The 25,342-nt window shown below is 44.3% G+C and carries 12 protein-coding genes and 1 pseudogene; 3 read left to right on the top strand and 10 right to left on the bottom strand.

Annotated features, from left to right (window positions below; translation table 11 throughout):
• Positions 1–377: 377 nt before the first annotated feature.
• Both FNH22_RS30545 and FNH22_RS32250 read left to right on the top strand, forming a co-directional pair.
• Positions 378–713 (top strand): T9SS type A sorting domain-containing protein, encoded by a 336-nt coding sequence (locus tag FNH22_RS30545; RefSeq protein WP_143402341.1) that lies wholly within the window; start codon positions 378–380, stop codon positions 711–713.
• A gap of 300 nt (positions 714–1,013) precedes the next feature.
• Positions 1,014–1,169, top strand: coding sequence for a hypothetical protein (locus FNH22_RS32250; RefSeq protein ID WP_185154510.1), 156 nt, complete (start codon positions 1,014–1,016; stop codon positions 1,167–1,169).
• Positions 1,170–1,316: 147 nt separating this feature from the next.
• On the opposite strand, the gene FNH22_RS30550 is transcribed toward FNH22_RS32250, so the two are convergent.
• The 10 genes and pseudogenes from FNH22_RS30550 to FNH22_RS30595 form a co-directional block, all read right to left on the bottom strand.
• A complete protein-coding gene (locus FNH22_RS30550) occupies positions 1,317–1,673 on the bottom strand; it encodes a hypothetical protein (protein WP_143402342.1) in 357 nt (118 codons plus the stop codon).
• 90 nt (positions 1,674–1,763) lie between these two features.
• Positions 1,764–2,465, bottom strand: coding sequence for a DNA alkylation repair protein (locus tag FNH22_RS30555; RefSeq protein WP_143402343.1), 702 nt, complete (start codon positions 2,463–2,465; stop codon positions 1,764–1,766).
• Position 2,466: 1 nt separating this feature from the next.
• Positions 2,467–2,616, bottom strand: a pseudogene (locus tag FNH22_RS30560) (YdeI/OmpD-associated family protein); the annotation flags it as partial.
• Between the two features lie 318 nt (positions 2,617–2,934).
• Entirely contained in the window at positions 2,935–3,756 is an 822-nt protein-coding gene (locus FNH22_RS30565; protein WP_143402344.1) for a PhzF family phenazine biosynthesis protein, read from the bottom strand.
• 87 nt (positions 3,757–3,843) lie between these two features.
• Entirely contained in the window at positions 3,844–4,455 is a 612-nt protein-coding gene (locus FNH22_RS30570; protein ID WP_143402345.1) for an NADPH-dependent F420 reductase, read from the bottom strand.
• 149 nt (positions 4,456–4,604) lie between these two features.
• The gene (locus FNH22_RS30575; RefSeq protein WP_143402346.1) at positions 4,605–5,087 is read right to left on the bottom strand and encodes a hypothetical protein; all 483 of its coding nucleotides are present in this window, start codon (positions 5,085–5,087) and stop codon (positions 4,605–4,607) included.
• A gap of 423 nt (positions 5,088–5,510) precedes the next feature.
• Complete coding sequence (locus FNH22_RS30580) at positions 5,511–8,237, bottom strand: hypothetical protein (RefSeq protein WP_143402347.1); 2,727 nt, start codon at positions 8,235–8,237, stop codon at positions 5,511–5,513.
• Complete coding sequence (locus tag FNH22_RS30585) at positions 8,234–9,229, bottom strand: hypothetical protein (protein ID WP_143402348.1); 996 nt, start codon at positions 9,227–9,229, stop codon at positions 8,234–8,236. The genes FNH22_RS30580 and FNH22_RS30585 overlap by 4 nt, the downstream gene beginning before the upstream one ends.
• 10 nt (positions 9,230–9,239) lie before the next feature.
• Entirely contained in the window at positions 9,240–12,461 is a 3,222-nt protein-coding gene (locus FNH22_RS30590) for a hypothetical protein (RefSeq protein WP_143402349.1), read from the bottom strand.
• 17 nt (positions 12,462–12,478) lie between these two features.
• Positions 12,479–18,325 (bottom strand): neuraminidase-like domain-containing protein, encoded by a 5,847-nt coding sequence (locus FNH22_RS30595; RefSeq protein ID WP_143402350.1) that lies wholly within the window; start codon positions 18,323–18,325, stop codon positions 12,479–12,481.
• Between the two features lie 272 nt (positions 18,326–18,597).
• On the opposite strand from FNH22_RS30595, the gene FNH22_RS30600 reads away from it, so the two are divergent.
• Positions 18,598–25,342, top strand: a 6,745-nt coding sequence (locus FNH22_RS30600) for a SpvB/TcaC N-terminal domain-containing protein (RefSeq protein ID WP_221420385.1), incomplete at its 3' end; no start/stop codon positions are given.

A 25,342-nucleotide genomic window follows, 5' to 3' on the forward strand; every position in this document is an offset into this window, starting at 1 on the left:
CAAGAATATGCGCATTACAAATGCTAAATGTTCGATCTTAAAAGAAAATGGGAACGCATTACGCTTTGCTAAATACGCTCCGGAAGGAGATATCCGGAATATTCACCTTAGTCCACAGATAGAAAATAATGCCGTAAATGAAGCCCGAGCGGACGCTCTATCCAGGTTGTAGGTCGTAGGAACGCTGCGCTTAACCGACGACCAGTTCAATAAAAAAAGCCTCGTTTAATACCGAAATACGGCCTTTCCGGTAATCTACAGTAGCACAGCCTAAGCAAAACAGCGTAGTGAAAATTACGCTTTTTAGCTCTTATACAGGAATCATCGGTACCCTAACTTTGTATTGTTGATTTGAAAGAAACGAAACAGAGAGTAAGATGAAAAATATACTAATAGTGACCGCCCTGATGATAGTAAGTTTAACTTCTGTTAAAGCGAATGTAAACAGCTTAACCCAACCCACTTCAGTAGAGCACTTTCAGGCTGAGGCCAATGAAAATACCATTACATTAACCTGGGAAATCAATAGCACGGACAGTAATGAAGAAATAGTGATCAACATCACCAATCTGGAAGGTACTGTGGTATATGAAACTATAGCTAAAGGTTACACCTCTACACTGGCACTTGACGGTAAAGTGGAGGCAGGTATATATATGGCACAGATTAGTGTAGGAAACGTTCAAAAGACGAAGCGGGTAGTGATCCGATAAAGACAAAGTTGGTTTTGTGGAGAAGGGGGTAAAAGTCTGGTCGTATTATCGGCCGGGCTTTTTTGTTTCTTCAGGAATCTGTCCCTTCACATACCCTACGAAAGACTGGATAAAACACCTTGTGAATACTCTCCCTGGTCTTTGGTTAAGCGTAGCTGGTCCTAAGACCTATAATCGGTGAGCTTCCGGCTCGTAACGGGACTGTTGTCTCGCTAAAGGACAAACCCAATGTTATACTGAGAAGACAAACTCATAGCATGAGGTTAACGTTTTTCATTTTGTGGAAGCAACAAACCCCTTTTGAGTAAGGTTGGCCTACTGAGAGAGATCGAGCGAGACGCTCTTGGCTATGGTAAGGTCGTAGCTCCGCTTTGCTCATACTACGATCAGGTGGGTAACCATCCTGCAAAAGCGATTAAAAACCCGACCACAAGCTATAAGGGGGATATTTTCTAGATAAGTACGGAGTTTCTAAAATCCGCTATTAGAAATGCTAAATGTTCGGCCTTATAAGGAAGATGGAACGCATTATGCTTTGTTAAATGCGCTTCAGGGGGTGAAAGATGACATTTGAAGTCTTAATTACTAAAACCGGCCGGAGGCCTAATTGATAGTCGTCACTCGGAAACCCGAGCGACTGAGAGAAACCCGAGCGACTGAGAGAAATTCAGTTATGAAGTCCTTAAAATTGTCAGTATTTGATTTGAGCATAAAATGATAAACCGCTTTTGTAGCTGCCAAAGTCAAAGTCATATTGTATTTGTCTTTCGACTCAACAAATTCCACAAATTTTTGCAATTGATTTTGGATGTTTTTTTCCGCTTGTTCAATTCCATATTTGTCAATATTGATCCACGCCAGTCTCAGATGAGCTTCGTGCGAAAAATCGGAAGGATTTAATTTACATTGAATGAAATCCTGTTCAAATTCAGTGTCAGAAAGTTCGAAATGCTTTTCCATATTTAGGTTTTCTTAAATTACTGGCAACAACCCTATGTACGTCATTTGGCTGGGGCTTCAATGCCATTTATATATTGTCGGTGGTAGTTTTTATCCATTCTTCAGATTCATATAATGTTCTTTTGCCTGTTTATCGAGTTTCTCAACGGCATATCTTAAAGTTACTCTTGGCATTGAATGAGCATGTTCATCCAGAAACGCTTTGAGCATTTTTTCATTTTTCTTTCCTGCCTCGCGTATCCAGCTTCCCACAGCTTTATTGATCAATTCATGTTCATCATGAATAAGTAATGCCGCAATTTTAAATGTGTCATCCAAATCACCTTTTTTTATAAAAGCATAGGTACTGACAATAGCAGTTCTTCGTTCCCAGGGATCAGAGGATTTAGCCAGTTCGAACAAAACATCCCTTGGTTTGTCTATGAGATATTCACCAATAATATTATAGGATCCCCGGTCCACAAAATCCCAGTTATTTAACCGGTCATGTCTTGATAAGTAAAGGCCAAACAGTTGTTTCTTACGTTCTTCGGAAGTACGTTTTCTCCTGGCCTGGAAGTCCATAATACTTACTGCCCCCATTCTGATCTCATAATACTCACTATCTAATAATACGTTGATCTCTTCAAGTGACATATCGATAAATTCTTTGGCGGTATTGAAAACATCACCGAACTTGACTCCAAGAGGCTTCGTTACACCGTCATTTCCTTTGAAGAACTTTTCAACCACATTCAGGCGCTTATCTGAACTGAAAGATGATAGTTTTTCTATGAACGCTCTTGCTTTCATTTTACTTTTTCAGCGATTTATACTTATCGTTGAGGCCAATACCATTCATGATCATTGACGTGCATTTTTCAATTCTGGCTATTCTGGTCTTAGACTGTTTGGGTTGCAAAAAATGAAGAACATATCCTCTCCTCCGGCCTGGTGTCAGGGCTTCAAAGGCAGTAAGATTAGTATAGCAAAATGTTTATACATAATTGTTGATTTTAATGAGATAAAGCTTAATAGTACTCTTAAAGTCCTGATCAAAACAAGTTCGTCAAAAAATATGCGCTTTACAAATGCTAAATGTTCGGTTTCACCCGGGAAGTGGAGGGGGGTTCTAAAATCAACATTAGAAATACCGGCTGTCTCGTCGCTGAATTACCCTTTGATCTTCTTTACCAAAGCAGGCCGGCTGGAGTAAGCCTTCAACACGGGCCTTGATGAACTGTGACCTTAACGTACATCATCAAAGCGTGGTGGTTGCCACCTATTTATATTTCAATTCTCCTCTGAATATTATTTGAGCTGTACTTCTAATGGTCATTTTGTCGTTACTAATTAACTCTACCTCCATAAACCCCGTTCTCTCAGAACATTGGAAAGACCTCATTTTTTTCTTATTCAATCGTGAGCTCCAATATTTCGTTAAAAAAGTATGCGTTGCCCCTGTTACGGGGTCTTCATTCGTTCCGCTCCAGGGCCAAAAATGCCTTGATTCAAAGTCAAAATCATCTCTTTGAGAAGTTGCCGTAACCAATACGCCATTAATGGAATGATGAGATTTTTTTAACTGTTCAAAATCAGGAGACAATTGACTTAGTAAGATAGCGTCTCCTATTTCAATCAGCAGTATTTTCATTTCATGATTGTACTCACTATTGATTATTTTATCAATCCCCAAGGCATCTGATAATGCTTCCGGTGTGCTTTGAGGTTCGGTGTCATAAACGGGGAACACCATTTCTATTAAAGCCTCCTGCCTTCTGATTTCCAGCGCTAGTCCCTGAATATTTGTAAACCGGATTTCATTTAGTGCAGGGTGTTTTTCAAATACAATTTTCGAAGAGGCCAGCGTTGCATGCCCGCAAAGTGGGATCTCCGTTTTTGGCGAAAAGAACCTGATGGAGTATTCACTTAAGTCTCGGTCTTCTTGAATGAATGCTGTTTCGGAAAGCCCTAATTCTTTTGCAATTAACTGCATTTTATCCTCATTTATTGCACTTTCCACTATACAAACACCGGCAGGATTTCCTTTAAAAAGTTCGGTTGTGAAAGCATCAACGATATAGGTTTCTATCGTATTTTTCATTTTCTAATTTTCAGTCTCAGAGTCCTCTACTAGAGACTCTGAGTAGGGCAAAACAGCCAACAACGCCAGTGGCTGTTGTTGGCTGTTTTATTTCGTGATCTCAATCTTTGCTTCTTCCAGGGTCATGAGTTTATTAGAGAATTTTCCAAATAGTTCGATATCCTTACTTTTATCTAATCCTCCATAGTAAACAGGCACAAACCCCGCATCTTCTATCAAAGTTTCAGCCACCTGTTTTCCGTTTTCGCTATTACAAGTATAGAGTACGCTTAATTTCGGGTTTGAGTGGTGTTTTTCCAGAGCGTTGGCCTGATGAGAGGAAAAGGCTTTTATTATAATGGATGTCTTTAATTCATTTTGTAATGTTTCCGCTCCCGATATGTCCTCCGCAATCACACGCTCCAGGCCACTTTTTTCTGACCATTTGTACGGATTGGTAAGATCAATGATAGTTTTAGCCGAAGCTCCTAATTGTTCTGTTACTTCCTTAATGGTCCAATAGTTTATGGCCAAAAGAATTATCTCAGCAAATTCTATGGTCTCAGTCACTGTTCCAACATGACCACTTTTAAGTCCTTCAGTCAATGTAGTCAGCTTTTGCGGATTCCTGGAACTAAACATTACTTCATGTCCGGCCAGGCCCCATAATTTACCTATTTTCCCTCCCATATTCCCCGATCCTAAAATTCCTATTTTCATGACTCACCATTTATTTTGACGTAATGGATACCAACATTAAGCTAAAATGAGTATGCTCCCAACTTGCCGGACCCGTTTCGTTTTAGCAATAATTTATTCAAATGCTCAGTTTGCATATTCATTTTTAGTGCTTGTTATATTCTTTCATCTTAATTCACCACTGTGTAATCATTAATATCAGATTGAAAAAAATCTACTATTCCGGTTAGCTTTTTACGTAGTTTATCCTTGTTTTTATCTGACAAGAGGTAAAGTTTCTCGCCATCCTCAAATATTATGTAAGCATTGTAGTCCAGATTTTCTATTGTTGTCCCAGAGGTCACCATCGTATACACTTTTTGGCTCACCTTGCTGGAATTTATAAATATCTGTTCAACCTGGCCGTATTTCTTCCATTTACCAAATTTGAAAAAAAGGAAGGAGTGATAGTCTCTGGAAACCCTGGTCGCCCGATCAAATTTAATTCCTCTGTATCCCGTTAGCATCAAACCTCCCAGGAGCAGTGGTATGGGTGAGAAATAAGGAGAAAACACTATCAATACCATTCCCATGAACAAGAACACCAGGCCCAATAATTGAAAGTGAAATGGGAACAACCTTTCAGATTTAATATCCATTGTTTCGACACCCATTGTTTTTGCTATGGTTTGATTCAATTATAACCAGTAAATAACACCCATTCCGTTGGTAAGCGCTTGTAAACACTTACAACTAAAGGTAACAATCTTCTGAAAGCCGTAAAAACCGGACCTCAAACAACAAGGGAAGTACTTTCCAAATAAGCACGAAGCTTCTAAAACACCCATTAAAAATGCTGCCTCTTTCGTTCGCGGACATTCTTTAATCCTCGTTCGGCAACCGAGGGCTTGTTAGGTTGTACAATGGTTATGAGGATAGTGGATGGTTTTTTTTGAGCCAAACACTGGTTAAACTCAACATTTATAAAACTTTATTAATTACGACCGACTATCTGTAAAGTTAATTTTAGATAAAACTAGCCTCATTGTAAATTTAGTTATTCAAGGGGTGGATTGCTGATGATTCGAATGAGTTCATTACCGGAATGTGTTGATCGATACACTCTTACTTTGAAGGTCAGTTAATTGGTCTGAAGTAGTTGCTCCTGCATATCCCAATACTTTTCCAGCGGGCTCTGATCCATGATTTTTAATCAAAACATTTGTTCCATCTTCGGTGAATGCATCTCGATTAAAATTCAAATAATGGACCTGGTGTACTTTATCGAGGGGCAAGTTCCTGAAGGCCATGTTATTGGCAAGCTTCAGCATTTCTCTTTGTGCCTTTCTCTTCGCACTGAAAGAAAAAAGAAAAGGCTTTATGTCCGTTTCAAAAGTGGACACGCCAGATCCAACTAACAATGGCGTATTGTATAAACTTTGGTCTATTACCCTTCCCGGGCCGCTCAGTGCCATAGAATTAACCAGCCTCCCAAAATAATAGACATCAATTACAGAAGACCCATCTGACAGTAAGTAGATATCATAATCCAGCAAGTGAATAGAACCTTGAGGCAGATCAAAAAGCACATTATTTGAACTGGTAGCTTCAGACCCTCCAATGTCAAGTCTGACTGCTCTACTGGCGGAATCGCCTAGTAATTGAAATACCCTGCTGGCAGAAAGTCTCCTGCGGATTACGATTTCCCCGTTGGCATTGAACAGGTCTTTGTCGAAAATGAAGCCAAACGTTAAACTATACCCATCGGTAGGCGCCGGAAGTGTGTTTCCAAGGTCAACGTACTGACCGACACCATTTATGGTCAATGCTTCTTTGATCTCCGGCAGCCCGGATCCTGTTTCCAGGAGCAATTGTTCCGTTAATGGCGGTGGGTTAAGGTCAATGGTTTGTAATCTAAAATCCAAATTACTGGTCCCTTTATCATTTAGTACAAGACTTGGGTTATTATTAACAGAGGCATCAATAATTTTTGCAGTGACGTTATCAAACTCAAGGTTTAACATTTGATCTACTATAGCGTCACTTTGTTTTTCACTTGAAACGATCCAACTATTCACAACCAAGGAATAAAAACTCAGTCCATAGGTAGAGTTATTGGGCCTGGACCAGCTTGTAGGACTGGTGATCATAAGCTTTTTTACGGAATCAGAATCTAAAAACTTGAAATAGTAGTCAATGTCTAATGTAGCATTATCAAACCTTGCTATTACGATCCATAACCGGTTTCTATTCCTTCCGTCCGAAAATGCAGAAATTGGAAAATCTCTAGCCGTTGTTACTCCCCCATCAAATCTCACGCGGAAGAAACCTGGATTTCTTAAAGTAAAGAAAACAGTAGAAGTATTGATGCCGGATAATATTTGACCTCCTCCTCCAAAGTTCAAGGCCGCATCGGGAAAACTTGCAATGCAGGACATGGTAAAACTACTTCCGGAACGTAACACCCCGGTACTTGCGTCCCCCAAATTATTTGAAGAGCGGAACTCAAAATTATCTGGATTTCCATTAGCAACCCTTTTCAAAGTGTTAAATAGATTACTTATCCCCACTTCACGGCTTTTGCTTTTTGTACGAACATTAAAAATGCCAGACGAAGGGTTTTCACCTATCCCCACCTCATCCTCTGAAAAATTAATCAATTTTGCATGCAAAGGACTGAGGGGTATAATTTCTACGTCTTCCACCGTCCAGGTGGCCGTAATACCTGGTGAATTCGCAAAAGCTATTTGTGGAGAGCCTAAACCATAACTCAGATATATTTCTTTTAGCCCCGGACTTGTAAAATTATACCTTGCCGTGGTTGGGGTAGATCCTGCTCCTATAAACACATGGCCACCGCTTCCTGTAATGGACGTTACATTAAATTTTACTTTGTAAACTCCAAAGCCATAGGGGTTGGTTATGGTATGAGTATGGCTGGCCATAACTGCAGATGAACCATTGTAAGATAGTTGATTGCCACTGATAGAGAATGCCGGATTTAAAGGACTTGACCAATTACTGAAATTGGCTATGGCAGCTTTTCTTGCATAATTATACTGCTCTACTACATCCCACGCTACCAGGTCATTAACCATAAACCGGGAGTGCTTCGCAACGAAAGCTGCGTCGGCTTTAAAATAATAGCGCTGAGCGGGAAAAAGATGAAGTATTATATTGGCATGGGATACTGGGGGAGGTACACCTCCATTTTGCCCCCAGGAGATCAATGTTTGATCGTCTTCGGCTTTAGTAGACCAAATAAAATTTGAATACAAAAAATCGCTATATACATTGGGAGAAAAGTTGAATTGGATCACCCCGGACCCGAGTGTAGAAGGAAATGGGTTTTTTGAGTAAATAGCGATATTATCTACATCAAAATAATCCATCGAAGGGTCGTCATTATTTCTGGCAAATACTCCATTGATCATCGCCTGTGCTTTTCTTGTGACATGATCAAAACGAACGGCGATGAAAACAAGACCGTCCGGATTATTGCCGATGACATGAGAGCCTTGTAGTCTCCAAATCAGCGAATTCTGACCTCCATTACCCCAGGATAAGCCTACTGCCTGGTTTACCTGACTTGAGATGCCGTAGCTTAATCTAAAAACACCTCTTCTGAAAAAAACACTTATGTTTTGAGCCGTATCTCGTTTAGAAAGAATACAGGAGATGGTAAACGATTGATTCACCGTATCAATGTCAAACCTCGAATTTGATACTACCTCCACCTGTTGCGAAGCAGCGCTTGACATTTTAAGAAGATTTTCATGATTGATCCTCTCCTTCCGGGTACGTCTGGTTCTAAGCGCTATCATGATCGGTCCAATTGCAGGTCCACCCAGCTCACCTCGGAAGCATTGGAGATAAAATCTATCACTACATTGGTATTGGCGGGAAGCCCTGCCAGATACGTGTTTAACAAAGTCACGGTCGCATAATCCGTAAAATTGAAAGTACCATCATCCAGACCGGCGGAATACGTCAGGGTAGTAATGCCCGAGTAGAGTTGTACATTGGAAAACTGTAACGGCGTGCGGTATTTTCTGCGAATGACATTATCAAAATCCGGCGCAAATTCAATAGACTCTATGGTTGCAGATCCCGCAGAAGTCCCCTGGATCAGGTTGTATAGTTTCTCAAGCGTATCACCCGCTGCCGGTACGGCCGCTTTTAATGCGTTAATAGATGTGGCAATGTCGGCTGTGATTTTGGAAGTAAGGTCCGCCTGGTTATTGATATCTCCGCCCAGATCACCCCAATCAGAAACAGCAGCTTTAGCAAATGTAATGGGTGTACTGCCAAGTGTTATGTTACCGGAAGTATGCTGAAAGATGGACTGCCCATTTTGTGTTCCTTCCAGAACGGGCACCAGCAAACCTCCCAGCATTTTGGCAGGATCATCGAAGTCATCAGCACGGGTCCATGTCCCGGTCTTTGCGATATAGATGCCATTCTCCTGCAAAGCGGCCTGGTTGTACACCAATACCCGGTCACCTTCCTGTGTGATGATCCCATCAATGGTCATCATACCGCCCACTCCCAGGTTCAAGCTGGTTGTTGATGCCAGACGGCAGGGTAGCTGACTGCCTCCCTGTTCTTGTGTCAGCCCTTCCAGGGAAAGGTATTCATCCGGTCCGATCACTACCTTCTCACCATCTAAGGCAAGGTCAAATGCTTTGGCAACCGTAAGAAAAGGGTTTTTGGGGCTACCGTCACCGGTAACGTCATTACCAATGGTACTTACATAATAATCACCATCAATGATGGTCCAAAATGTACCTTCAAAATCAACGGGATAAGAATACATAGGCATAAGCTTAAATTACGGTGTAGTTTACGATCAAATACACATCCTCCACTTCATCGCTATTGAATTTGGTCTCCAGGTTGGTCGCGTCCATTCGAATGGGCCAGTTATCAATAAGATTGCCCAATACGGTGCCTGTTTTGTATGGCAACGGAGTATTAACATCGGCAGGAAGCAGGTTACCAAAAGCCACGGTTTTAACGGTTGGACTCAGCTCTGTTGGTATAACAGTACTGCTATCCTTTAACTTCACTAAGAGTGTCACGTCACCAAGAATAGTTAAGGTTTTATTGCTCAGAAAATGTGGGAAATGTTCTTGCTTGATAGGGACTGTGGTCTCCTGATACACTTCACCGGCAATCGGCTGCAACAACTGATGAAGCTGGTTCGGGAAATTGGTTTTCATACTAAACAACCGGGTAAGTCCGGTGTCTGACATGGCCAGTTCGTCAGCAAACTTGTTCAACCCTGCATTGATGTTAGTATTGGCAGCAGTTTTGAGAGATTCTCCCCCCTCTCTGGACATATAGCTCATATGCATCACTACGTCACTGATCGTATCATAATCAAACTGGCGGTATTCACTTGACAGTTCCAGTCGCCAGGAACTGATCGCCCCGACCCCTTCGAAGGGGAGGTAACGCTCGTCCTGGAAATTTAATTCAAAGAGCCCGGCATCGTTTTGGCCACTGCTGGTGGCAATGGACTGGATACCGGTGACGTTATGTCTGAATCTCTGGTCGTCTATTCCGGTATAGGCGTAACTGCTGCCCGCTCTGGCTGTTTTTCGATAGCGGTTAGAGAGTAAGGTAAGCCTTGCATTAACATTGGTATAAGGTCCGGTTACTGCCGGAATACTCAAACGAACGGACTTGATCCTCCGTAGATACTGACCGGGATGGTCCAGGTCAAAAAGTACTTCGGGAATGTTAATATCACAAGCCCCATTTTCCCTTAGGTTGATCAATTGATCAGGAGCGAGCATGGACAAGGAGATGTGACGTGTAAGTTCGTATTCCCGTTTGTTTTGCTCCAGGTAGGCTATTTCCATCCGCCGGATATCGCGCTGCAATTTTTCACCGGAGAGCAATCCTTTCCTGAGGCTGTCCCAATGCCCAAATTCAACGAAAAAAGTATCTTCCTGCGCCAGTTCAAACTGGAAGGCTTGCTCCGCCATGCGCGACACCTCATAGGCCAGTTGGTAACTTTGAAAATAAAGCCCGGAGATTTGTGTTACCATCCAGTTGTACAGGTCTTTGTTCGTATACTTGTCCTTCATGTAAGCTGCTATCTCCTCTGCCTGCTCAGTCTGAAGGTCATGATTTTGGAGTTCACGCTCAGCCACTGCCAGGCGGATCCGGGCAGCGGTGATCTGCTTATCGATTTGTTCGAGTTCTTTTTCGGCCAGTGAGGTTTGTAGTTCCCAATCGTCACGACGGCGGTCGTAGCCGCCTTTTATGCCGGCTTTGGTGGCAGCCTGGTTTTCTATTTGTGCCAGAAAATTAAGGCTACTATGAACAGCATTTAATGATGCTCCCAACGATTTTCCATCTACTCCATCAATTGTTGCCACTGGACTTCCAAAGGCTCCAGATATCCCGAGATTGACTCTTGGTATAAGTGATAAAGCAGCTCCTAGTAACGCCATAGCACTTGCCGCATTCTGAAAACTCACAGACCTTGCCATATGCTTCAATTGCCCTTTTTCTTGCTCATTCATGTATTCACGACTACCATAGAACTCTCTTCGGATCTCAGTAAGCTCTTTGGCATTCTCCAGCGAAGCAATATTTTCTTCACTTTCCTGAATAGCACGCTGCCGTACCTGTCGTACGGCTTTCAGTAATGTCACTTCCTGCCCGGAGCGTAATTGGGATAACTCTTCCGCATCTCTTTTCTCCAGAGCAGAGAGCAGGGCTCCTCCCAGGGATTTTACATCATTGCATAGCTCTACCGCCTTTTGGATCAGCACACGGAACCGATAATGGGGCAGGGAAGCGCCGGAGATGGTGTTAAGCACCTGGCCAATATCCAGGCCGGCAGCGCTGGCACGTACCAATAATGCCGGGTCTATGGGAGGTTCAAAAAGCGCCAGGGAGCGGGTAATCCCTTCAATATTCTGACAATTCCTTATTTTAAAAAGCCGGTCTGCTACTGTGTCCCAATAGCCCAGTAACTTGTCATTTGGCGCGGTACAGAAATATAATATACTGTTTAAGCTATTCAGCTCAGTACTGGCCTCTTCTTCATCCCCGGTATTAATAGGGCCTATTTCATCTTCAATTTTTACATGGGCATTAGAAAAACTATTCGCATTATCTAAAACATCTTTTACTGTTCGGGGGGTTATGTTGGGTTTTTCTATACCGGCGGGTTTAGGCCCTAAGATCTGGGCGGCAAGTATATACAGCTGTGTCGCTTCATTAATGGTTTCAATGGTATCCCGCCTGAATAGATGATCCCCCCAATGGATGAGATTATCAACATACTTCATCACTACCGTTTTCATATATGCCACAGTACGCAGCCGGGCAATGACGTGGGGTTGAAAAGGATCTTTCATCCACTGATTGAGTTGGCGGTTAAAAGCCTGGTCGCCGCTTTTCATCTTGTTCAGTACCGTTGCAATGTTGTTTTCTTCGTTGTGCTTGAAAAAAGGCTTTACTTTCCAGTAGCGTTCCGGGGCCAGGCCATCCGTTTCGGTGGGATTAAAAATATAATGAAACCACTTTTGTGCCTCTTCAAACTTCTGGTTTTGCGAAAGTCGCGCGGCTATGGTCAACGGTCCGTGAAAGAAAAGTTCCCAGTTATAAATGCCATAGGGAGAGTCAAAGTCAAAATCAAACCCTTCTTCCGGGTAATTGGTATCTACAATATTGGATACCGGCTTGTACGTATTAGTAAATGAAAATTGATTTGATCCTGCCTGCCTCAATAGTACCGGACCATTTTCTGTGTCAGGCGCAGGGTCTAACAATCCGTCTATTCCATAGCGATTAAGCTGGCGGATCATGGTACACACATGTGAATGGTAAAACGAATAGAACTTGTATTTCCGGTAATTCACCAGTGGCCTATAGCCACGCCTGGGGTATCTTCTGGAATAAACAGGAACAGCCACCCTGATAAGCCTGCCAATTCCTTTATACACTACCTTCTTAACGCGGTATTGGTAATCCGTAGACTCAAAGCTCTTGTGACGGGCATATAATTGTTGACGTAATCTGGCCATATTTGTTGATTAAAGCATTAACGTTCGTCTCGTCTAAATCGGAAGGTGTCTCTATCTGACAGGAGCAGACTTCCATTATTATTGACCGGGCCTAAATCCTGATTTGATGGTGGAGTGGGCTTTCCGGTAGCACGGATTATGGTTTTGTCATTCATTTCAAAAGTCGTTTTCTGTGGTACAGAGCGGGATCTTGAATTCCCAAATTCTAAAAACAGAGGGTTTCCTCCGATCAAAATGGGCATGAGGTATAATTTGACACTTGGTTTGACAAAAAATACCCGTTCATTATCCTCATAGAAAAAGGGCACTTCCGAAAGCAGATCATTATGATTACCGCTAGTAGGATAGGTAATTCTAAATCGGCTCGGTGTGGCCTTTAAAATGGTTTTGTCGTATGTTCTGAACTTAAAATCATTAAACATTTGCCTTGAAAACCGGATACGTTCGGTGATTTCAAATTTATTATTACCTAGTTGTTCCAGAATTTTCATATAACTTCTGAAGGCATTATTCACTGTATAGGAGGAAGGGCCAGGGGTATCTACTTCTTCACTCACTTCTATTTCCGCTGTACAATTATTCAATTTAAAGGACCCCACTTCTTCGTACGTATCGATCTCTCTTTCATGGTAGAACACATCCAGAGAAAGGCCTTCGGCACTTATTTCCGCCCGAAAGAAGTAGTTCTCAATTACCTTTCCTTCATCAGCGGCCAATACATTTTTTGATATTTTCTTAGGTTGCCAGCGATTGTTCTTCCACTCACTGTATGCCAGTTGTATTTCGATATTCGTTTCAGGGTTTTTACTACTGACATCTTGTGTCAATGCGTCCCCCGATGCATTAAGTTCTCCCAGATCGTCATCCTCAAGACGTACCGGCTTTTCATTAAATACCGGCCAAAAGAGCATCGGTCTTCTATTGAAAACCACCGGGATAAGGTGGTCTCCCTCAATGTCCAGGTCAATACGCTCCCAGGAAGTCCAACGGAAGCCGTCTATCATTTGACGACTAAAATATTGGTGGGGCGTATTTTTGGTACGCGCATAAACGTACAGGATGTTCCGGTCTTCTTCCACGAACGTACCACTGATTTCCAGATGAGCCACTTCATCCAGTTTATACAAGTAGTTAAGGTAGGCCCGTTCTGCGGTTTCTTCTGTCACTTCATCCTGCAGTAATTCCTCCTCCATTTCCCTGAAAAACTGGGACTTATCATCCCGTAATTCCGGTTCTATCCAATTTTCAGGATAGAGGAATACTTTTCTGGCGGCTTCCCAGACACGATAGTTTTTCCGCCATTTCCATTCCTCCAGGTCCTCATCGGAAAATGCTATTCCCGGCTCCAGGTTCATTCGGATCCGCTGCACCCAGAGCTGTATCGATGAAATAGCCAGTTTGATCCTGGAGGTGATGGAACACGGGGCCATCTCTACATCCATCAGGTAATAGGCATAGATATCATCTATGGTTTCAAATCCTTCTGCATTATTGGCAAGGATATAATCGACCAGTGCATCACGTTGCCTGCTTCGCAATGTATCCCTTAAGTCCGCCGCTACTTTATACCAGTTTTCTATCTCATAATTAGCTTTCACAGCCAGGCGTATTTGCTGGGCCTGTTCAAACGTTATGTCATGGGCTGCCCAGGTACTTAATTGCTGCGCTGACACTTTCAATCGGCCCGCCAGTTCCAGTAAGCTATCGATATCCTGTATCCAACCTTCATTTTTATAACGGGCCGGGAAACTGGCCAAATCAAAGGCTGCTACTGACGTGAGAAATGTAATATCTGACAATGCCCAATCCAGGTTTTCAGCGAGTTGTGCTTCTGCTTCTGTAGTGCTGATGGTAGCGTTGACGATACCTTCCAAAAGCCCTATGATAGAAAAGGCTTCAGGGACAGCATATTTTTTCTCCAGCTTATACGCCCGTAGCAAACCCACAAAGGAAGTAAACTCTGAAGCGGTAAGTGATGGGGTATTAACGACAGGCAAAGTTTTAAGAGGGTACCAATCGGTATCCGTAGTATTTTCCAGCGTAAATGCAATTTGATCGTTTCGAATGGCTAATTTTTCAATGACCAGTAACAGTTTTTGAACTTGTTTCAATACTACAAAATGGTCCGTCCAGGGGCTATTGTTGGTATAGTCCGTATTAGCTGCTACAAAATCGAAACTTGTGAAAAGGTCCAAAGCATTGTTAGCCGGAGCAGAAGGCTGCTTGAGTTGATCCTTCAGTAAGTTCTGTGTCAACTGTTGTTCGGAAGAAAGGCTCACTGCCAGTGCCTGGGTCACTTCGTCTTCCAATAGCATCAGGCGCACCACTTGCGGAAAAAACAAACGCATAATATATTCATACCGGCCGGCCGGATCTATCAAGGCCGTCAACTGTGTTTTAACACTCACCAGGTCGCCAAGGATGGGTGCCCAGTGGGTGTCAAGGAAAGCATCTCTGCCGGTGATCGTACTGCCGGTATCTTCTGCAATCTCTACAGACCTCACGGCATCCCGCTCTTCCATGAAAAGTAAGAAGAGGGCCAGTAGTTCGCCGGAAACTGTCTCAAAATCTGCCGTGGGCAGATTGCTGTAGTTACTATTCAGTAAAATCCCTTTTTCACTGAGTTTTCCTCTAAGCCTGGTTCTTATATCAAGCAATAAATCGGAGACCCCGTCATCCGTACTTTGTGGAAATTCGCTGGTAAACTCATGTCGAAGCACGTAATTCAACTCACGAACGGAAAAGCCCATTTCAATCACTGTGCCCAGGTCTTGTATCCACTTTAGTGTATCACTCAATACCTGCGTCGGTGTGCTTCCCGATACGCGGGCAATAGGGGCCGTGCCCATACTTTTTTGTAAATCAATGTATTCTTGCACAGAAATGCGTAAAGCGCGGGTGAAGCTTGCCACACGGTACAAATGGGAAAGCCCGGCTTTGTTGGTAGTTGTTGCAGGCAATTCTGCATCAATGATTCTGACAATGTCCGTGGCATTTAGCTGAAGGGCACCGACCAGTATAGGCGCAATTTCAGGAGTTAGGTCCCCACCGGCATTCAATAGCTCAAGTGCTACACTGTCCGCATTTTCAATACGCTCTTTTAATGTATTGCCAGGGGTAGCTGTGTTGTCTTCCGTAAAATAAATCGGGTTAAGGAATATTCTGTCAAATTCCGACGCGGTGTTTCCATATGCCTTTTGTGACAGTGGAGCATACCACGAGATAACTTCTTCCATCGGTTTTCGGAAGTGATCCGCTAATTGCTTCAGCTGGGCCAGGGCGATAACCAGGTTATCATTTACGGTGGTAAACCCTAATGCCGATACGGCCAAATCAAGTGTTTTATATGACCAGCCCAGTAAGGAAGATAGTCTTATGAACTTATGTAAACGTCCATAATCATTACCGGTGAAATTGAGTGACGCATCGTCAAGGCTGCATGAGTTCACCGGGGTGAACGTGACGGACAGCGTGCCACCCGGATTAACGAACGCTGTAGTAAGTAATGCGGTAAGGTCCTCAAAAGAAAGCTGTGTTACATCCAGTAATCCATTTTTGTTTATCGGGTCTTTAAGATCATTCAGTGAGGTCGCTGTTTTACCATCGTAGTGGGCAGTATATGCTGTATCTTTCAAAACGTCATTTAACATGAACGTAGTGATATTCAACCGAACGCAGGCCTCTGCGATGTCCATAGGAGTTTCTTCATAAGATCGGCGACGGTATCTTTTCAGGACCTCACCCCTGTCCATGTCTAACTGATTGATATAGACCTGTGCTTCTTCGTTCCATAGATTGAACGGCAGTTTCCATGGAAATTTCTGCGTAGCCAAAACATCATAAGCATCTTTATTCAAGTGTTCCGGTTCTGCACGCAGGGCCTTGGCATCACGCGTAGTTTGACGCTGATAGTTTTTGGTAAGGCTCACCTCATTTTCGAGCACTTCATTCACCAGGTCAATGTAAGGCAGCGCTGTATTGGTATTATCGCAGCTTAGTTCAATATTTTCAAATTCAGGCCGCCGTCCCTGAACCACCTGCCAGGCAGTCTGTGGCCCGGTGGTTTCTGTCTCCCGAAGAAAGGCAAGCAGATCAATCAAATAAGCGGCCGGGCTAAAAGAAGAACGGCAATGCGTACAATTGCAGTAGTCCTGGTCACCAAAGAGTACTTCCAACTCGGGGTCTGTAGCCACATCTTCTGCCGCAATTGGTGAATCTCTGAATACTGCTGTAGGTACGTCATTAATTTGCGGGCTGAATGCCACTCTTAACATAACTGCTGCTCCTGACCGTTTGGAAGCAGCCTTGTATATAGCATCGGCACGTTCTTCTCCTCCCAACGCAGCAGCAAATTTTTTTCTGAAATTTCTGCGGCCTATGGAAGCTATTCGGTTGGCTGAATGAAGATTATTATTTTCAAACTGCTTTATAAGAGGTTGTTTCAATCTGTCAAGTCCTAAATGCCAGAGGCGCCGCATCCTGTAAATGTCCTCTCGTGCTGCGTTAGGATCTGTTTGTCCATTAAGTGCGTCAGGGTTGTCCCTGATGTACCTCCTGGGGCTATCTTCTCTAAAATCGTAAACCGGGTTATCCTTAGCAAATTTCAATACCGGCCGGGTGGCATAATCCGGGTCATTGTCCATATCTCTCGTAAGTACATTAGAGGGAAAAGCCGTTTCTAACGCACCGGTAATAGCTTCAACATATCCCAGCTTATCATCTTCTGTCAGGTCCGCCGGTTCAACATTGGGTACGCCAACCCCCGGCTGATTAATGAGCGCCAGCCACTGCGCATCCGACAAGCCACTCAGGTCTTCTATAGTGGTAAGGGTAGGATCATTAAACAGAGCCGTCACTAACGGCACGTGGTTTTGAGTGACTACCCCTATTTGAAAAACAAAACGCACATTGTCACGCTCTGCTAACGTCAGTACGGCATCATCAACAATTTTCTGCCAAAAATTATCTAACTCCCTATCTGCAAGATAGGCGCTGTAAAAAGCTGATCTTTTAGTCGCTGAAATGCCTGAAATAGTTAAAAGCTGGGCAGTAACGCTTTCCCCACCGGCCTCATCCGGATCCTGGAGCGCATCGTTCACTACTTCCAGTGCAAAAGCAGCCAGAATGGCGTCAATATTATTGACAATAGCCGGACTAATAATGTTAGATTCGGTCACTGCCTCTAACGCTTCCCGCTTAAGTGCATCAGAGGTTTGTATGAGTTGTGAAGCATTATAAGGTAAATCGTAGCGCACCAGTCCAAAAAGAACCTCTTCCGAAACACCGGGAATCTCTCCGTGAAGTTGTCTTGCCCGAAGAAAATCAGCTACAAATACAGGTTCTACATCAATTTTGGAAGCAAGTACTTCCACTCCCTGGCGCTTGACCTCGGTCAGGTTAACTCCCACCAGGTAAGGCTCTATTTTTTCTTTTAGATCGGTATATTCGGAGGGGCCTTCATACTCTTCCGGTGGGGCTATGGTCAGGTCAATGGTTTCTTTGGTAAGTGCACTCACTATTACAGGCGACTCCGCCAGTTCCACTTCAGGATTACTACCGGTCTGGATGGCCTGAACGACCAGGTCTGCACGCAGCTTACCATCAGGTATGACACTTGTAGTATAATAGATGAGGTATACGCCTTCGGCATTTGTCACCGCTTCACCCAATAGTATATCACTACTTAACCCTCTGTCGATGGCCCGCATAGTAACACCACTTTGACCCACTCCTGCTGAATCAAGCGCCTTACCTGTTACACTGAACGTTTGCTCGGAAGGTTGGCCTTCCTGGGTAGGATCTATTTGCAAGATGACCTCTTTTTCTTCACCGGACGGATCTCTCTTGATAATTCTCAGACTCATAATTTAATATTAGATTAATACTATTATGGGCATAAACAGAATGTCATGCTACGCATTAATAAAACTATATCATAAACTTAAATATCAAAATATTATTGTGTTTTATTTGATAAAAAAAAATATTTAAGTTGTTTTTGTATTAAATCACAGTGCTACACAATATTTTTGTTTATTTTACGTAATCAATTTTATATGTAAATAAACATATTAAATAGTTGCCCATACGCATATATACAATGTTGATTATCAAGATCTTAAGGTAATTTAATACCATGGTAAATGATCCTAACAAAGATTTAGTACATCGCTCTGATCCAACAGCAGCCGTTAAGGAAACTGCACCTGAGCAGGCTAATAGCAGCAATGTAGAACGCCCCACGCTATCCGTTGAGGTTCCCTCGATTACTACTCCCAAAGGAGGGGGTGCTATTTCCGGGATTGGAGAAAAATTTCAGGCTAACCCTGTAACAGGCACCGGGTCGATGACCGTGCCTATCGCATTGTCACAGGGGCGTAACGGTTTCACTCCTCAACTGGCATTGAGTTATGATTCGGGCAATGGCAACGGGGCCTTTGGCATGGGATGGAATATAGCGCTTCCCAGTATCTACAGGAAGACACAAAAAGGGCTTCCGAAGTACCACGATGATATAGAAAGTGATATTTTCCTCCTGGCAGGTTCGGAAGATCTGGTCCCTGAGCTTAAAAATGAGAACGGAAATTGGACTGAGGTGACAAGGGCAGAAGGTACATTCTCCATAAAGTCATATAGGCCAAGGGTAGAAGGGTTGTTTGCAAAAATTGAAAAGTACACCGACAATATTTCCGGCATCGCATACTGGCAGGTTACTACTAAAGACAATATCACCTCCGTTTATGGCAAGACTGTCAGTGCCAGGATATTCGATCCAGCTCACCCGACCAGAATCTTTCAATGGCTACTGGAATATACATTTGATGAAAAAGGCAACATTACCTACTACGAATACAAGCAGGAAAACAGTGACGGACTGGACATGTCATCACTGCATGAAAAAAACAGGCTGAAACAAGGCCTTGCCTACAATCAGAAATACCTCAAACAAGTCAGTTATACTCCTGATATTCCTTTTAACGAGGCCAGCATAAATTTCTTTAGTAATGTCAAATGGCGGTTTCAGCTCGTCTTTGATTATGGAGAACACGATTTGCTGGCTCCTGCACCCGGTGAAGTAAATCAATGGGCGGTCAGGCAAGACCCTTTCTCCAGCTATCGTTCAGGGTTCGAAGTCCGTACTTACCGGTTATGCCGGCGGATCTTATGTTTTCATCATTTTGAAAATGACCTGGGTGCAGCACCTTACCTGGTCAAATCCACGAACCTTACTTACCATGAAAATCCGGTCGCCACACAGGTTCAATCTATACAGCATCACTATTATGAACAAGGGAAGCCGGGCCAGGCCTATCCCCCGGTAACCTTTAAGTACAACGAAGCCATCATTGATCCCAGCTTGCACGAATACCCCATAAGTGATGCGGAAAACCTGCCTTATGGGGTGGATGGTAAGCGATATCGGTGGACAGACCTTGAAGGCGAGGGACTGCCCGGAGTGCTGATCGATGATAAGGCAGCATGGTATTATAAAAACAACCTTGGAGATGAAAATTATTACGTCGACCTACCGGTCAACGAAAGCCATGCTCCACAAGCAAGGCTGGCCTCTGTCCGGCAACTGAATACCAAACCTTCCTTAGCCAACCTGCAAAATGGCCCACAGCAAATCACCGATGTAGATGGTAATGGTAAACTAGACCTTTTAATCAATGGTCCGCAAATACACGGCTACTATGCCCAGGATGAAAACGGACAGTGGAAAAATTTCAGGGCCTTCGAACAAAACCCAAACATTGACTGGAATGACCCTAATCTGCGTCTCATAGACATTGATGGGGACGGATTTGCCGACATCATGATCACCCGGGAAAATTGTTTCACCTGTTATCCTTCTCTGGCTGAAAGAGGATACGGGGAGAGTTATGAGACCTTAAAAAGTTTTGATGAAGAGCATGGGCCCAATATTATTTTTGCAGATGCTGACCAAACCATTTACCTGGCAGACATGAGTGGTGACGGGCTCATTGATATCGTACAACTCAAAAATGCATCTGTCGCTTATTGGCCAAACCTTGGATACGGCCGATTTGGGCACAAGGTGAGTATGGATAACAGTCCGCTCTTCGATCATGATGACCTGTTTGACCAGCGGCGCATACGCCTGGGAGATATTGATGGATCAGGTACTACGGATATTGTTTACGTAGCAGAAGAAGAGATACGTTATTATCCTAATGCCTCGGGTAACCGGCTGGGTGATGCGATATGCATTAACCAACGAATACCTATTCATGACCTGACCAATATAGCACTCATTGACCTATTGGGCAGTGGCACTCAATGCCTGGTATGGTCTTCTCCCGTAGTAGCCGATCATCCACCCGCCATTAAGTTTGTTGATCTTATGAGCCATGGCAAACCCTATCTGATCACAGAGGTCAATAATAACATGGGTGGTCTGACCCGGTTCAAATATGCCCCTTCCACCAAATTCTATCTGCGCGATAAAAGGAATAACACTCCCTGGATCACAAAATTACCTTTTCCCGTCCAGGTAGTAGAACGTGTAGAGTTATGGGATGAGGTCAATCGAAATCGATTTGTAACACGTTATGCGTATCACCACGGTTATTTTGATGGGAATGAGCGTGAGTTTCGTGGTTTTGGCATGGTAGAACAATGGGACACGGAAACATTTACCGACTTCACCAATGAAGGGCTGTTCCCTCCCGGATACAATGCCGGTGAAGAGGTGCTGCATGTTCCTCCCGTACACACCAAAACCTGGTTTCATACCGGATACTATGAAGCGGGTAAAGCAATACTTGGCCAATATGAAAAAGAATATTATCAAGGCGATGCACAGGCCGTTTCAATAGCACGTGATATTCCCGGCCTGTTGCCAGGAACTCTGAATAGTCTGACTACATTGAACAATGGTTCAACCGCTACGCTGAGGGAAGCTGCGCGGGCATTAAAAGGATCTCCCTTACGACAGGAGGTGTACTCACAAGACGGTTCTCCGCAACAAGAACACCCTTATGTGGTCACTGAAAATAATTATACGCTTAAAATGGTACAGCCCAGGGCTGAAGCTGAAAGAAGGGACAGGGATTATGCTTCTTTCCTGGTGACTCCCGGTGAAACATTAAGCTACCAGTATGAACGTAATCCTGCCGACCCCAGGGTGACTCATCAGCTGGTGCTAACCACCGATGTCTATGGCCATGTGCTGAAATCGGCAACGGTAGGCTATGCCAGGCGCACAAGCCAGGGTTATACCGAACAGGACACGACGCTGATCACGTTTACTGAAAATACGGTGATCAATGTAGACGACAACCCCAACTTTTACCGATTAGGCGTACCGGCAGAAAGCCGGAATTACCAGTTTCATCCCATTACGGCTATCCTGGCACCGACACCGGGGTCACCTGCTCTAACGCCAAAGCAGCTATTGAATGACTTGAATACCGCTGCATCAATTTCCTTTGAAACCATACCGGACGGAAGCCTGCAAAAAAGACTCATTGACCATAGCCGTATTCTATACTACAATGAAGGGTTGACCGCCCCGCTTTCGGAAGGTCAGGTGGCTTCCCATGGGTTGCCCTATAAAGCTTATCAACTTGCGGTCACAAATGGACTGCTGACCGGTGTGCTGAATGAAGCTTCAAGTCGTGTAGACTTAACTACTTTAAATACAGGAGGCTATATCGACCTGTTGAGTGATGGCAATTACTGGCTTGCCAGTGGAAAGGTGGTATTCGATCCTCTAAGGTTTTACCTTCCCACCGCGCAGGACGATCCTTTTGACAACCGCAGTTTGATTGGTTATGACACCTATGACCTTATGGTGGCCCAGGTTACGGATGCTATAGGAAATATTTCACAGGCCACGCATGATTACCGGGTACTACAAGCCCGCGTGCTGACCGACCCTAACGGCAACCGGCAGGAATACGGCTTTGACGTACGCGGCATGGTAAAGGCCATGGCCGTCATGGGAAAAGTCAGCGAAAGTGCAGGAGATACGATCATAGACCCTACGGTTACCTTCGATTATGATCTTTTCAGATGGTCGAATGAGCAGCAACCTAACTATGTTAAAACAGAAGCCCGGGTAAAGCATGCCAGTGAAACTTCTTCCCAAAATTTTCAGCTTGACAATACGTACCAACTAAACCTTTCCGTTAACGGCGCCAATGAACCCGGATGGATAGACCTTAAGGGCATGGGCTTCGTCTTTACGGACAGCACGGATTTTGTAATAGATGGCGCTAAAACACTCCACATACCGGCCTCTGGCTGGCTACCCGGAGGTTCCAACGGCGCTGTTACGGGCAATGATTCCGGTGTATTTTCTGATGCTATCCTGGGCACTTATTTTGCCGGAAATAGCGGGGCCGGCAACTGGATGGAGTTTCGGGGATTGGATATCTACAAAAGGTATGATATCGACTTCCTTGCCGGGCGTATAGCAGGAGGCAATACCAATCGCACCCATAATTTTACAATAACAGGCGCTACCACTGAAGTGATCAGTAACTATAATGCCGCTGATAATACGAATACGCTTGGACAAGTGGAAAAAATGCAGCCGGATGCCAACGGCGTCATACGCATTACAGACCAGCTGGTGGGAGATACTTTCTGGAGGATGAATGCCCTGGTACTCCGGGAATATTCCATTCAGAAAAGTGTAGAGGAAACCTATGCCTACTCTGACGGGTCAGGACAGGTAATAATGACTAAAATCCGCTCGGCAAACGGTGATGCTTTTGAGCGGGACGCACAAGGCAACCTGGTATGGGATGTAAATGGTGAGCTTATCCTGTCGTTTACCAACACACGCTGGATAAGCTCCGGAAGGACAATAGTGGATAATAAAGGCAACCCGATAAAGCAATATGAACCTTATTACAGCAGTACGGAAGCTTACGAATCGGAAGCTGAGCTGGTAGAGTATGGGGTCACCCCGGTGATACGTTATGATCCGTTAGGGCGTGCCATACGTACCGACCTGCCGGATGACACTTTCACCAAAGTAGAATTTGATCCGTGGCAGCAGAAAAATTACGACCAAAATGATACCGTTTTGGAAAGCCTGTGGTATGTAGCTCGCAACAGCCCCGACCCGGCGGGTGCAGAACCTGCGGACCCTGAAGAGCGTGCTGCCTGGCTCGCCGCAAAACATGCCGGCACCCCCCAGGTAGTACATATGGATGCTTTGGGCAGGCCGTTTATTACCATTGATGACAATGGGCCGGACGGACAGTATGTTCTTACTAATACCCTGGATATTAAAGGTAACACCACTCAAATTATGGACGCCAAAGGGAGAACGTCTTTTACCTACGCATATGATATGTCCAACCAGGTACTAAAAACCACACACCTCGATAATGGCACGCGTTACAGCCTTTTGAATACCGTAGGTAACCCTTTGCGTGCATGGGATAGCCGTGACCGGCTGTTTATATTTCAATATGATGCACTTCAGCGTCCTACCCATAGCTGGGTGCACTCGCCCATTCCGGTTTCCATCCCCGGATCTCCCGGAGGGCCTTCTATAGATGCCGGAAAGCTGTTTACCCTAAACGTTTATGGAGAAGGGCTGAATGACCCCATAAAGGATAATCACCGCGGGCAGTTGTTCCTTACGTTTGATGCCTCCGGGATGACCTGTTTCGATAAGTATGATTTCAAAGGGCAACTATGGCGTGAAGAGCGGCAACTGGCCCTGCAATACACCGATACACCGGATTGGAGCAGTTTGAATGGGATCACCAATCCCGGCACGGTCAAAACATCGGCAGCTACTTTACTGGAAAGCGAAACATTTACCCAGCTTTATTACCGCGATGCACTCGCACGGATCACACAATGGCGCACCCCTGTCGGGGGGAATTTTACTCCATCGTACAATACCGAAGGACGGTTGTTCCGTATCTACAACAAGGTATCTACCGAAAATGGCGCTAATACACTCATTGTAGGCAATATCAATTTCAATGCCCGTGGGCAACGCGAAGAAATCGATTATGCCAATGGTACCCAAACCAACTACATGTATGACGAAAAAACATTTCGTCTGAAACAAATACGTACTACCCGTAATGCAGGCAGTGACGTTTTACAAGAACTGAACTATACCTACGACCCGGTGGGCAACATTACTGAAGTGGTAGACAACGCCCAGCAAACTATATATTTTAACAATGCACAGGTAAACCCTAAAGGCAAATACAGCTATGATGCCCTATACAGGCTGCTGTCAGCCGAAGGGCGCGAGTTTGCCAGTAATAACAGCGCTCCCTTACAGGGTGACCTGGCCATTAATCCATTGCCGGATACCAACGCTGCAGCGCTTAGAATATACGCACAAAGTTACGAATACGATGAGCTTGGGAATATCTTAAAGATGATCCATAGCGCTACAGGAGGCAGCTGGACAAGGCATTACCATTATGCTGCCAATAACTATTTACTCAGCACCTCCTCCGATGGTATCCAGCCCACCCTGGACCAGTATACGCATGATGCCCACGGCAATATGACCGCTATGCCCCATTTGGCAGCCATGGACTGGGACGAAGCCGACCGGCTGCGACGCGCAGACCTCGGTGGCGGTGGCATGGCCTACTATCTGCACAATAATGCAGGCGAGCGGATACGAAAAGTAATAGAAAACGGCAATATAAAGGAAGAACGTATCTATATTGGTCTATGGGAAGTATACCGAAAAACCGTGAACGGCACATTACAAACCGAACGTAGAAGCGCACATGTAAAAGATGACCAGGGCCGCATAGTCCTGATCGATGAACTCATGGTGGATGGCGGTGTTTCACTTACCACTCCTACCGTACTGTACCGGTTCCACCTGGGCAACCACCTGGGTTCTGCGCTGTTGGAGT

The organism is Fulvivirga sp. M361 (assembly GCF_007097395.1).
GTDB lineage: Bacteria > Bacteroidota > Bacteroidia > Cytophagales > Cyclobacteriaceae > Fulvivirga.

What these genes read in the sequence shown, in the direction of transcription:
- FNH22_RS30545 (WP_143402341.1), top strand. Translation starts at nt 378, where the DNA reads ATGAAAAATATACTAATAGTGACCGCCCTGATGATAGTAAGTTTAACT.
- FNH22_RS30550 (WP_143402342.1), bottom strand. Translation starts at nt 1,673, where the DNA reads ATGGAAAAGCATTTCGAACTTTCTGACACTGAATTTGAACAGGATTTC.
- FNH22_RS30555 (WP_143402343.1), bottom strand. Translation starts at nt 2,465, where the DNA reads ATGAAAGCAAGAGCGTTCATAGAAAAACTATCATCTTTCAGTTCAGAT.
- FNH22_RS30565 (WP_143402344.1), bottom strand. Translation starts at nt 3,756, where the DNA reads ATGAAAAATACGATAGAAACCTATATCGTTGATGCTTTCACAACCGAA.
- FNH22_RS30570 (WP_143402345.1), bottom strand. Translation starts at nt 4,455, where the DNA reads ATGAAAATAGGAATTTTAGGATCGGGGAATATGGGAGGGAAAATAGGT.
- FNH22_RS30575 (WP_143402346.1), bottom strand. Translation starts at nt 5,087, where the DNA reads ATGGGTGTCGAAACAATGGATATTAAATCTGAAAGGTTGTTCCCATTT.
- FNH22_RS30580 (WP_143402347.1), bottom strand. Translation starts at nt 8,237, where the DNA reads ATGATAGCGCTTAGAACCAGACGTACCCGGAAGGAGAGGATCAATCAT.
- FNH22_RS30585 (WP_143402348.1), bottom strand. Translation starts at nt 9,229, where the DNA reads ATGTATTCTTATCCCGTTGATTTTGAAGGTACATTTTGGACCATCATT.
- FNH22_RS30590 (WP_143402349.1), bottom strand. Translation starts at nt 12,461, where the DNA reads ATGGCCAGATTACGTCAACAATTATATGCCCGTCACAAGAGCTTTGAG.
- FNH22_RS30595 (WP_143402350.1), bottom strand. Translation starts at nt 18,325, where the DNA reads ATGAGTCTGAGAATTATCAAGAGAGATCCGTCCGGTGAAGAAAAAGAG.